Source organism: Microbacterium sp. LRZ72, assembly GCF_033792225.1.
Classification (GTDB): domain Bacteria; phylum Actinomycetota; class Actinomycetes; order Actinomycetales; family Microbacteriaceae; genus Microbacterium.
In genome coordinates, this window is sequence record NZ_JANGEX010000002.1 from 81,450 (window position 1) to 93,454 (window position 12,005).

Genomic DNA, 12,005 nt, shown 5'->3' on the forward strand with positions numbered 1-12,005 from the left:
CTCGTGCGGCCCGGACGGACCGCGTGCTGCGCATGCCTGGACCTGAACCGGCGGGATGCGGATGCCGCCTGGCCCCGCCTCGCGCTGCAGTTGCTGGCCGCACCGACCATGGAACCGCCGGCGCACGCCGTCCACGCCGCGGCGGCCGCGGCCGTACGGCTCATCACGACGCCGTGGCACCCCGTGGGGACGCAGATCCGGCTCGCGACGCGTGCCCCGTCCGAGACCGCGCGGGTGATCCCGGCGCACGAGTCGTGCGGATGCCGAGCTCCCCGAGAAAGCGCGACGGTTCCCGCACGGAGCGACCGGCATATCGTGCCCACGAGAGCGACACCGAGGAGCGTGCCCGCGTGAGCGCGACGTAGAGCAGGCGGCGCTCCTCGTCGATCTGATCCAGACCGCGCGCGTGCGAGATCGGCAGCAGCCCCTCGCTCACGCCGGCGACGTGCACGTGCTCCCATTCCAGGCCTTTCGACGCGTGGATCGTCGACAGGGTCACGGTGCGCAGGCCTGGTTCGTGCTGGTCCTTCGCGCGCGCGGCCAGCTCGTCGGTGAACGAGCGCAGCGTCGCACCCGCCGGCGCCTGCTCGGCGAGGCGGAGGATGGCCGAACGCGCCTCCCACGCGTCGCGCAGAGCGCCGCCCGCGGCGGGCGGTGCCTCGCTCTGGCCGAGCGCGCGCAAGACGTCCCGCACCGACGGCACGAGCTCGGCGGAAGGACGCGCAACCGACTCGCCCCGCAGCATCATCACTGTCTCGCGCACCTCGGGCAGCTCGAAGAACCGCCGCCCACCGAGGACCGTCGTGGCGATGCCTTCGGCGGCGAGCGCGCTCTGCAGCAGCGCGGAGTGGGCGTGCACGCGGTACAGCACCGCGAACTGATCGGGCGAGGCCCCGCGCGCGAGGCGGGAGCGGATCGTCCGCGCCAGCGCCTGCGCCTCCTCGTCGTCGCTCTCGTGCGCGGTGACGGGGATGTGCACGATCCCCTCATCGGCGGCACCATCGTCAGCGGCACGATCCCCGGTGGCACCGTCCCCGTCGGCACGATCCCCCGCGGCGCCGTCGCCCGCGGGGACGAGCTCGAGCGCCCCGGGTCGCCCCCGCATCAGGGCGTTCGCGGCCTGCAGCACCCGCCGGGAGGAACGATGGTTGCGCTCGAGACGCACGGTGACGCAGTCGTCGTGGCGGCGGGCGAACTCGAGCAGAAAGCGGGGATCGGCGCCCGTGAACGAGTAGATCGTCTGGCTGGCGTCGCCCACGACGCACAGGTCGTGACGCGTGCCGAGCCACAGCTGGAGCAGGCGCTCCTGCAGGGGCGAGACGTCCTGGTACTCGTCGACGGTGAAGTGCCGGTACTGCTCATGGACGGCGCGCGCGACGCGCGGCTCGGTCTCGAGCATCCCCGCGCAGGCGAGCAGGATGTCCTCGAAGTCCATCTGCCGTCGCTCGTCCTTGAGGCTCTCGTAGGCGGTGTGCAGGTCCGCGACGTCGTCGCCCGAGAGCCGGCCGACCCCCGGACGCCCCAGGCGCGCGTACTCCTCGATGCCCAGCATCGCGACCTTGCGCCACTCGATCTCGGCGGCGACGTCGCGCAGGGTCGCCGTGTCGAGGGAGAGCCGGCTCCGCAACGCCGCGTCGGCCAGCATCCGCACCTTGTTGGAGACGACAGCCGGCGCGCTCTCGCCTCCCGCGACGACGGGCCAGAAGTAGTTCACCTGCGCGAGCGCTGCCGCGTGGAAGGTGCGCGCCGAGACGCCGTCGATGCCGAGGTCGCGCAGCCGTCCCCGCATCTCCCCCGCCGCCCGAGTGGTGAAGGTCACCGCCATCACGCGCTGCGGAGAGAAGACGCCGGTGTCGACGCCGTAGGCGATGCGGTGGGTGATCACGCGGGTCTTGCCCGATCCGGCGCCGGCGAGCACGCACACGGGACCCCGCAGCGTCGTGGCCGCCTCGCGCTGCCGCTCGTCGAGCCCCGCGAGCGCGCGTTCCGGGCCGGAGGCGGCGGTCACGGGGCCTCCTCGGCGCGCGCGTGCCACAGCTCGATCAGGGACCTCGAGATCGATGCCGCCCCGGGCAGGGTCACCTCGCCCCGGCCCGCCAGGGCCGCCCCGATCTCGGCGTGGTCGAACCACCGCACCTCGACGATCTCCTCGCCGTCGGCGCGAGCCGTATGCGCGGGGTCGACGTGTGCGAGATAGCCGAGCATCAGCGACCGGGGGTAGGGCCACGCCTGTGAACCGATGTACTCGGCGGACGCCACCCGGATCCCCGCCTCCTCCTCGAGTTCGCGCACGAGCGTCTGCTCCGCCGATTCCCCCGCCTCGATGAACCCCGCGAAACAGGAGAACCTGCCCGCCGGCCAGGCCGCGTTCGAGCCGAGCAGCAGCCTGTCGCCGTCGGTGACGGCCGCGATCACGGCCGGGTCGGTACGCGGGAAATGCTCGCGCAGACAGGCCGGGCACCGCCGGGACCAGCCCGACTGGCCGAGCTCGCACCGGGTACCGCAGGCACCGCAGAACGGCGCCTCCCGCAGCCACCGGGCGAGCGCCTGCGCCTCGACGGCGAGCTCGCCGTCGGGTGCCGCGAGCCCGCCCGCGTGCGTGCGCAGGTCGTTCCAGCCGCCCGGCGCCTCGGGAACGTCGGCGTCGTCGTCGCGCACCGCCAGCACGACCGCGTCACCATCGGTCGAGCGGCCGAGGAAGGCGAGGAGGTCACCGTCGTCGATGGCATCGCCGCCGAGAAGGTGCAGCCGGTCCCCGTCTTGTGCGAGCGGAGCGCGACCGTGGTGCACCACGAGAAGGCGCATGCCGGAGTCCGCCCGCAGCCGCGGGATCAGATCGGACTCATCGCGCTCGTGCGCCGAGCGGTGCCACGTCGGTTCGGAGACGGCCGGAGCCCCCGGGGCGCGCAACGTCGACATGGAAGACCTCGATTCGCGGGCGTGGCGCGGGGAGAGCGCGGAGCGGCCGACCTAATCTGGGATCATGGCTCGCTCCCCTCTCACTCTAGCCGCGGCGGTGAGCGCGGCCATCCCGGATGCCGCTGCCGTCACGACGGCCGCGCTGTCGACGGGTGACGGCGGCCGCTTCGATTCCGCCCTGGTCGGTCTCGACACCGGCGACCGCGTCGTCGTCCGCGTTCCGACCGACGATCAGGCGTCGGCGGATCAGCTCGCCGAGGCCCTCGCCCTGCGAGCACTCTCGCCCGGGGCCCGTGAGCTGCTGCCCTTCGCCGTGCCGCACGTGCGCGGCGAGGCGCAGCTGCCCGGTGCACGCTGCATGGTGATGGACTTCCTGCCCGGCTACCGCGTTGAGGCCGGCGATGTGCCGCCGGGGCCCGGCACGGCCGTCGAGCTCGGCGCGGCGATCGCCGCGATCCACTCCCTGCCCGTGTCCGTCGTGCGCGCCGAGGGGCTGCCGATGCGCACGCCCGAGCAGGTCCGGCGCAGCGTGTCGCTGCTGATCGATCGTGCGGGGGCGACGCGACGACTGCCCGTGACCCTCGCGACGAGGTGGCGCCGGGCTGTCGAGGACGACGAGCTGTGGCGGTTCGAATCCTGCGTGGTGCTCGGCGACGCCGGCGGCGGATCGTTCCTGTTCGAAGACATCGACGGCGCTCCGCGCGTGACCGGCGTGCTGGGATGGCACCGCTTCGGCGTCGGTGACCCCGCAACCGACCTGCACTGGGTCGCTGCGGCTCCGCAGGCCGCCGACGACATCCACGCGGCCTACGCCGCGGCATCCGAACGGCCGCCGGACGGCAATCTGCGCACGCGGGCACGGCTGTACGCCGAGCTCGAGTTCGCGCAGTGGCTGCTGCACGGACACGACGAGCAGCGCGACGACATCGTCGACGACGCCGTCGCCCTTCTCGAGGCGCTCGTCGACGGGCTCGGTCCGGGAGCACGCCTGGACTCGGCGGACGTCTCCGGGGTGGAGGACGCCATGGCCGTGCTCGACGAGACCCCGCGCGTCGACTCCGAGGGCGACACGGCGGGCCCGTCGACGTCGCTGCAGACCGACACCTACGACCCGCAGATGATGTCACTGTTCATCGCCAAGGAACGTGAGCACGCGGCGGCAGCCGCCGACGACGAGGCGGACGACTCCGGCGCGCCCTCCGGGCAGGCCGGGGCCGCGGACGATCCTCGCCCCGGCGAACACGCGGAGCGCGAGAGCGCGCAGGACGAGAGCGCGGAGACGACCGACGACGAGGCCCGCGAGGCTCAGCGCGCCTCACGAGCCGCGTTCCAGCGCTGGGCCAGCTCCTCCTCCGAGTAGACCCGGTCATCGCGGATGACGACGTCGTCGGCGATGTAGTAGAGCACCACGTCGATCTCGTCGAGCGGCACCCCGCGCGCCCGGTGGTAGGCCAGCCGATAGAGAGCGGGCTGCAGCATCCGCTCGTCGCGCTCGGCGGGTGTCCGGGGAGCACGGCCGGTCTTCCAGTCGACGATCTCGATGCGGCCGCCGCGATCGTCGCGACGGTAGACGGCGTCGAGCTTGCACACCACGATGCGCTCGTCCGAGCCGGTCCCGAGCGCGAAATCGATCTCTGTCTCGACCTCGATCGGGCGCAGCGTCGCCCATTCCGACGCCTCGAAGATCTCGCGCAGACGCGCGAGATCCTCGGCATCCTCTCTTCCGCGCGCGCTCTCCACGACCGACTCCTCATCGGCCTCCCACAGCCCGTCGTCGAGCCCCGCCCCTGTTCCGACCCGTCCCGAGCGGTGCTCCACCCAGGCGTGGAACAGGGTGCCCAGCCGCGTCTGCCGATGCGGTCGTTCGGGCAGCGGACGTGAGATCCGTCCGATCGTGCCGCCGTAGTCCGTGACGTAGTCCTTGAATCGTGATGCGGGGATCCGGGCCGGGGCATCGACGGGCGCGCGCGCCCCGGCGTCCTCCTCCCGCTCGGCGAGCAGCAGCGCGAGCTCACGTGTCGGCCTCGCCCGCGGCCCTGCGGCCGCCTCGTGCACCTGCGCGGCGGCACGTTCGACGACGTCGCGCCGGCTGCGCGGCGCGACGCCGAGCGGATCCATCGGCCAGACGAGCGTGCGCGCCTCACCGGTCTCGGGGTTCTCGCCAGGATCGGGGTCCGGCGCGTCGAGACCTGCCGCGGCACACACGTCGCCCAGGTACGGCGACGGTTCGCGCGGCTTGCGCGTGCCCGACCAGCTCGCCCCCGTGAGCAGCAGGTGGTCACGCGCCCGCGTGATCGCCACGTAGGCCAGGCGCCGCTCCTCCTCGCCCTGGCGCTCGCGGTGGGCCCGCACGAAGTCGCCGATCGCATCGCGCAGGTCCTGCTGGGTCGGGCAATCGCGCGCGTGCCACGCCAGTCGTGGCAGCCACGGGGCGTCGCCGCGGAAGTCGTACGGGAGCACGCCGAACCCGAGCCACCCGCGGGTCTCGCGCGGGGCGACGGGCAGCTCCCCCTCCACCATGCGCACCACCGCCACGGCATCCCACTCCAGCCCCTTCGCCCCGTGGATCGTGAGCAGCTGCACGACGTCGTCCTCGGGGGGCTCCGTGCGCGGGGCGAACTCGTCGCGCTGCTCGGCATGATCCAGCCACGCCAGCAGGCTCGCCACGGTCCCGCGCTCGTCGGCCGCCAGAAAGGCGTGCACCTCGTCGCCGAACGCCCGCACCTGGGCCGAGGCCACGCGCGCGGGCCCGTGCGCCTCGTTCGCGGCGAGCTCGATGTCGAGACGCAGTTCGATCTCGATCATCCGCACGAGCTCGGAGATCGGCAGCGCCGTGGCGCGCCGCAGCCGCTGGAAGACCAGGGCGGCGTCCCGGAGCCGTTCGCGAGCCACATCGGTGAAGTCCTGCAGCCAGCCGTGGTCGGCGCGCACGCGCCCGACGAAGTCCAGGGCCTCGATGATCGACCCGCCGTCCTCGCCGTCGTCGCGCGCTCCGTCTGCGAGCGGCTGGAGGGCGTGGTCATGCCGGGCGATGCGTCGGGCCAGGGCTTCGAGGCGGCGCAGGTCGGCGAGCCCGATCGCCCACCGCGGCCCGCCCAGCAGCCGGATGAGCGCCGATCCGGCACCGGGATCGTCGACGACCCGCAGGGCGCTGACGACATCCACCACCTCGGGCGTCGAGAGCAGGCCCCCGAGCCCGAGGATGTGCCGGGGGATGCCGCGGGCGGCCAGCGCGTCGGCGAACCGCTGCATGTGCTTCTTGCTGCGGAAGAGGATCGCTCCCCGCGTCGCTTTTCCCCGCTCGCCCCGCTCCGCCCGCACCCGGGCGAACCAGTCCGCCACGCGCGCGGCCTCGGCCGCCACGTCCGCTTCGAAGGCGACCTCGAGCTCACCCGCCGGCGCGGCGGGCCGCGCGCGCAGCGGCGGGACGGCGACGGGACTGCGGGCGGACAGCGGCGCCAGCACGGCATTGGCGGCCCGCAGCACGACCTCGCTGTTGCGCCAGCTCGTCATCAGCGCGTACTCGCCCGCGCCGCCCTCGGCGGCGAACGCCGCGGCGAACCCCCCGAGATTGCCCGCGCTCGCCCCCCGCCAGCCGTAGATGGACTGATGGGGATCGCCGACCGCCATCACGGGCTCGCCGGCGAACGTCTCGGCGAGCAGGCGCGTCTGCACGACGGAGGTGTCCTGGTACTCGTCCAGGAGGACGACCCGATATCGCGCGCGCAGCTCGGCCGAGACGGCCGGGTGCGCCCGCACGACCTCGAACGCCCCCGCCACCTGGTCGGAGTAGTCCAGAACGCCGCGGCGATGCTTCTCCTGCTGGTAGCTCTCGGCCAGGGCGGTGAGCACGGGCAGCCCCCCCACCTTCTCGGCCGCCTCCCGGATGTCGCGGTACACGCCGCCGGGCAGTGCCTTCTCGCTGGGGCGCTCGAGCACCTGCGCGAACGAGTCGGCGAACCGACGGACCTGCTCCAGGGACGCGAGGTTGTCGACCCCGTCGCGCGCGATGCGCAGGGCCCCGTCGATGATCGTCGAGAGCGCCTCACGCCGCTCCTCCAGCCGCGGGTCGTCGCTGTCGAGCACGACGCGGCGCATCAGCAGCCACGCCGCCGACTCGCTGAGCACCGCGGCCTGGGCGTCGCGACCGAGCAGCACGGCGTGCTCGCGCACGATCTGGTCGGCGAAGCTGTTGTACGTCGCCACGGTCGGGCGGTGCAGCAGATCGCCGCCGACGGCAGCCGTCTGCGGCGCGAGTCGCTCCAGCTCGGCTCGCCGCGCGGCATCCGCCCGCATCTCGACGGCGACCGTACCGCGCCCGGCCCGCGCAGCCTCGTCACGCTCGGCGTCGGCGCGACGCTCGATCTCGCCGAAGACGCGCAGCCGGCCCTCGGCATGCAGCTGCGCCAGTCGGTCGAGCAGGCCGCGCCGTTCGAACTCCTCGAGACGATCCAGACGTCGCCGGATGCGTTCCGCGAGCTCGCCCGCGGCCTTGCGCGTGAACGTGAGCCCGAGGATCTGGTCGCGCCGCACCAGGCCGTTGGCGACGAGCCACACGACGCGACCGGCCATCGTCTCGGTCTTGCCGCTGCCCGCTCCCGCGATCACGAGGGCCGGCCGCATCTCGGACTCGATCACGGCGGCCTGCTCGGGTGTGGGGGGAAACTGACCGAGCGCGATGGCGAGGGCCTCGGCGGGCACGCGCGGTGCGTGTGCCCCCGTCACGGCGCGCTCACCGCACCGACCGTGTGGATGCGGCAGACGCCGTGGGAGTGGTCCTTGCGGCAATGCTCCTCGTAGGGGGCGACGAAGCGCGCTCCCGCCATGGTGCGCGCCACCGCCCGCACGCGCTCCAGGAACGCCTGACGCGCGTCATCGTCGAAGGGCGGCTGGTGCGGCTCCGCCCAATCGCTGCGCGTGGCCGAGGGCACCAGGATGAGCAGCTTCGCTCCCCCGGGAGCATGGCCGGCCGCACCCGCGATCAGCCCGTGCTCGAAGGCCAGCTGGTACGAAGCCAGCTGCGGATGGTCGGCGACCTTCGCGTCCGTCTGCGGCTCGCGGCGCCCGGTCTTCAGGTCGACGATCACGATCTCGCCGGCGGGGGTGACCTCGACGCGGTCGATGTATCCGCTCAGCAGGATCCGCTCCCCCGCGTCGGGGCGCTCGGGGTCGAGGGGAAGATCGATCTGGAATCCCGACTCGACGTCGAGCAGGGTTCCCCCGTCGTTGCGGAACCGCTGCAGATAGCGGTGCAGTCGTCCGACGAGATCCTGCGCACGACGACGTTCGGCTCGCTCCTGCCAGCGTGCGTCGAACTCGAGCTCGTGCCACCGCGCATCGACGATCGCCCAGAGGGCGTCTTCGTCATCGCCGTCGGCGTGCTCGAGGGCCGAGTGCAGGATGGTGCCGAGCCCCGCCGACACCGTGCGCGTGCGTCCGCCGAGGTCGGAGACGACGGCGTCGAGCTCGCACTCCTCGAAGCCGTGGATCTTGGAGGGCGAGACCCGGACGGGTTCGTCGGGCAGCGCACGGAGCGGCTCGTGGGACGTCGGGGGCAGCATCCCGTACCACTGCGCGGGGGATGCGCCGGCCACACCCGCCTCGCCGAGCAGCACCAGCTGCTCGGCGGCGGCCGCGCGTCGCTGCCGGGAGGATGCGCCGTCGGTCAGCGTGCGCCGGTGCTGCGCCACCAGGCCGCGCAACGAGAGCGGGTGGCCGAGGCCGGGCGGCGACGCCGGTGTCGGGAGCAGGTCGAGAAACGCGCTCGGCCCGCTGTCGTCGTCATCCACCGCGGTCACCACGAGCATCGCGCGAGCGCGCGAGACCGCCCGGGCGAACAGGCGCAACTCGTCGTGCATGGCGGCCCGTCGCCGATCGAGCACGTCGTCCTCACTGGCCGGCTTCTCGGCGTGGGCGTCCGCGATGCGCCACGTGTCGAGAAGACTGCCACGCAGTCGCACGTTGGGCCAGACCCCGTCCTGCACGCCCGCCACGACGACCGTGTCGAACTCCCTGCCGAGCGCGGCGGCCGGGGTCATGACGCGCACCACCGGGCGCAGCGCGGCCGGCGTCAGCGAATCCTCCGCCACGTCCGAGTCCCGCACGTGGCGGACGAACACCATCGGGTCTTCATCGGGGGCGCGCTCGACGAACCGCTTGGCCGCTTCGAACAGCGCGACGAACGCGTCGAGGTCCCGCCCGGCCTGCTCGGCGAGAACGCCCCCGCTCGAGGCGGCGGCGAGCCACTGGCGTTCGAGGCCGGAGCCCTCCCAGGCGCTCCAGAGCAGCTCGTGGACGGTCTCGCCGGCGGCGAGTCCGTCGCGCAGACGGGCGAGCAGGTGCCCCGCCCGCGCGGCGCGACCCGCTTCCCGGGTCTCGATCGGCACAAGCTCAGCCGGATGGGCGAGAGCCGACCGCAGGACCTCGCGCACGGGCCGCTCGCCGCCCGCCGCCGCCTCGGCGCGCCGCAGGGCCAGACGCAGACGACGCAGCCCCACGGCATCCAGGCCGCAGAGCGCACCCGAGAGCACGGCATCGACCTCTTCGGGCTGCCAGTCCTCGGGAGCCCGCGAGGCCAGGACAAGAGCGGTGAGCACGTCGCGCACCGGCGCCTGAGCCCCCAGCGCGCCCGCCGATCCGCGGGACGAGGCGCGGATCGGCACGTCCCGTGCCGCGAGCTCGGCCTCGAGCGCGACGACCTGCCGCGAGTCGTGGGCGATGACGGCGCACTGGTCCCAGGAGATCCCGTCGAAGACGTGCCGCTCACGGAGCAGCCGCGCGATGGCGTCGTACTCCTCCGAGGGCGAGCGCAGCACCATCGCCCGCACCGACGGCTCCCGCGCCTCGAACGGGTCGGCATCCATCGGCGGAGCATCGCCGAACGCCGAACGGCGATGCTCCACGAGGCCCGATGTGCCGATGCGCTCGGTGACGGAACGCGTGAGTGCGGTCAAGGAGCCGTCGCCACGATGCGGGGTGTCGAGCACGTGCACCGCGCCCCACCGCGATGCCAGCGTGGCGAGGTGGTGGGTGGATGCGCCGCGGAACGCCCCCGACGACACGTCCGGGTCGCCGAATGCCAGCACGCTGATGCCACGCGCCCGGGCGGCGAGCAGCAGATGCACGCCCCCGGTCGTGATCTCCTGCGCGTCATCGACCATCAGCACCCGCAGGCGATCGAGTGGAGCCGGCTCTCCGCGAACCCCCGCGGGCCCCTGCGCTCCCGGGCGCGCGAGCAGCGCCGCAGCCTCACGCACGAGGCCTGCCGCGTCTCGATGTGCACCCCGCATGGCGGCGCGCACGTCGAGGTACTCGCCGGAGAACGAGGCCATCGACGCCCACACGTCCCGCTGCGTGCGCCGGGCCAGGGTGCGCAGTCTCGTCGGCTCGACCCCGAGATCGGCGCATTCGGCCAGAAAGGCCCGCACCTCGGCGCGGAACGGACGCGAACGGCGGATCTCGGCGGACAGCCAGGCGGGCCACCGCTCCCGCCCGTGCCGCGCGTCGGTCTCGTCGCCGGCAAGCAGATCCTGCACCAGCTGGTCTTCATCCGCTCCCGTCAGCAGCTGCGGCGGATCCTCCCCCGAACGCGCCGCCTCGGCACGGACGAGCTGGAAGGCGAACGACGCCACGGACCGCGCCAGGGGACCCGGCGTCGCCGTGCCGGCGGCGAGCGCAAGCCGGTCCCGCAGCGCCGTGGCAGTCTGCCGGGTGGGGGTGAGCACGAGCAGCTCGTCCGGCTGCAGCGCCCCCGTGGTGAGCAGATGCGCGACGCGTTCGCAGACCGTCGTGCTCTTGCCCGTTCCCGGCGAGCCGATCACGACTCCCGACGCGTCCGCGGGAAGATCGACGACCCGCCGCTGCGCCGCATCCAGCTTGCGGGCGGTGTCGACGTGCATGTCCTCCACGCTATCCGCGGCCTCGGACACCGATCGGCGCATCACGCCCGTTCCCCCTCACTCCGCCCCGCCCTGCCGACGCGATCCGTTCGCCCTCAGCGTGACGGTGCCCCCAGGAGCGCCCTGCGGCGCCCCGGACCGCGGCCGTGACGTAGAGTCTGAATGTGTCCCGGGCCCCGCCCGACCGGAGTAGAAAGGCTGTCATCCGTGGAGATTCGCATCGGCATCGCCAACACCGGCCGGGAGCTGGCCTTCTCGTCGTCCGAGACGGCGGAGGACGTTCGCACCGCGGTCGCCAAGGCGCTCGACGGCGGCGCCTCGCACGTGCCCTTCAGCGACGAGAAGGGCAACACCTACATCGTCCCGACGGCGGGCCTGGCCTATGTCGAGATCGGAACCGAAGAGCAGCGGCGGGTGGGCTTCGTCGGCTGACGAACCCGCCGGAACGCTCAGGCGTTGAGGCCCATCGCGTCCATGCGCCGAGCGTGCGCCGACATCAGCTCGGTGAAGACCGGCTCGACCTTCTTCTCCGCCGCCTGGTCCAGGCTCTCGTGGGTGGTCAACGCGGCACGGGCCACGAGCAGGGTGTCGCCCACCAGCCGCCGGCCCCACAGCGACAGCAGCGAACGCCACTGGTCGTCGCTCGCGATCGTCGCCGAGATGATCGCCGTGATCGCCTCGCGGTCGTCATCGGCCTCGAGGATGCGCGAGACGCGGCGCCCCGTGTCGCCATAGCTCGACGCAAGGGCGTGATAGAAGTCGTCGAGCATGCCCGCAGTCACGTGGACACTCAGCAGCGTCTCCATGGGGCGCTCCCCGTGCGTGAGACGCCGGAACGCATCGAGCTGCTCACGGAAGGGCAGCATCAATGCCGTGGGATCGCCGCCGCGGTCGCGGATGAGCGCCACGAGGTCCTCGTGCTTGGTCAGCGCAGCGCCGGCCGCACGCGAGAGCGACTCCTTCGCGCCCAGTTCGGGAGTGGCCGTGATCAGCTGGCTGAGCGTCTCGAAGTAGCCCAGCTGCAGATAGGCGGCCTGACCGAGAAAGGTGTCGACCTCGGGGGCCAGCTCCGAGAAATCCACGCGGATCGCATCGGCGGAGTCTCCTCGCGACCGAAGAGTCAGCACGCGTCGCGGTGCGCGCCGACGTCGCAACCAGTTCAGCACCCGCCCAGCCTAGCCCTGCTCG

At 73.2% G+C, this 12,005-nt stretch carries 7 protein-coding genes; 2 read left to right on the forward strand and 5 right to left on the reverse strand.

Features of this window, described 5'->3' with window-relative positions; translation table 11 throughout:
* Positions 1–163 precede the first annotated feature (163 nt).
* Positions 164–2,008 (reverse strand): ATP-dependent helicase, encoded by a 1,845-nt coding sequence (locus M4I32_RS02865; RefSeq protein WP_319032982.1) that lies wholly within the window; start codon positions 2,006–2,008, stop codon positions 164–166.
* Positions 2,005–2,919, reverse strand: coding sequence for an NAD(+) diphosphatase (gene nudC / locus M4I32_RS02870; RefSeq protein ID WP_319032983.1), 915 nt, complete (start codon positions 2,917–2,919; stop codon positions 2,005–2,007). Before nudC ends, M4I32_RS02865 begins: the two co-directional genes overlap by 4 nt.
* 64 nt (positions 2,920–2,983) lie before the next feature.
* Here nudC and M4I32_RS02875 point away from each other — a divergent pair, with 64 nt between their 5' ends.
* The gene (locus M4I32_RS02875) at positions 2,984–4,279 is read left to right on the forward strand and encodes a phosphotransferase (protein ID WP_319032984.1); all 1,296 of its coding nucleotides are present in this window, start codon (positions 2,984–2,986) and stop codon (positions 4,277–4,279) included.
* On the opposite strand, the gene M4I32_RS02880 is transcribed toward M4I32_RS02875, so the two are convergent.
* Positions 4,225–7,644: an ATP-dependent DNA helicase gene (locus M4I32_RS02880; RefSeq protein ID WP_319032985.1), complete on the reverse strand. Its 3,420-nt coding sequence runs from the start codon at positions 7,642–7,644 to the stop codon at positions 4,225–4,227. The two genes, M4I32_RS02875 and M4I32_RS02880, sit on opposite strands and share 55 nt — an antisense overlap.
* Complete coding sequence (locus M4I32_RS02885) at positions 7,641–10,817, reverse strand: ATP-dependent DNA helicase (RefSeq protein WP_319032986.1); 3,177 nt, start codon at positions 10,815–10,817, stop codon at positions 7,641–7,643. The genes M4I32_RS02880 and M4I32_RS02885 overlap by 4 nt, the downstream gene beginning before the upstream one ends.
* Before the next feature lie 207 nt (positions 10,818–11,024).
* On the opposite strand from M4I32_RS02885, the gene M4I32_RS02890 reads away from it, so the two are divergent.
* Positions 11,025–11,249, forward strand: a complete 225-nt coding sequence (locus tag M4I32_RS02890) for a DUF3107 domain-containing protein (RefSeq protein ID WP_319032987.1) — start codon at positions 11,025–11,027, stop codon at positions 11,247–11,249.
* 17 nt (positions 11,250–11,266) lie between these two features.
* Here the strand turns inward: M4I32_RS02890 and M4I32_RS02895 are convergent, their stop codons facing one another.
* Complete coding sequence (locus M4I32_RS02895) at positions 11,267–11,983, reverse strand: ferritin-like fold-containing protein (RefSeq protein ID WP_319032988.1); 717 nt, start codon at positions 11,981–11,983, stop codon at positions 11,267–11,269.
* Positions 11,984–12,005 lie beyond the last annotated feature (22 nt).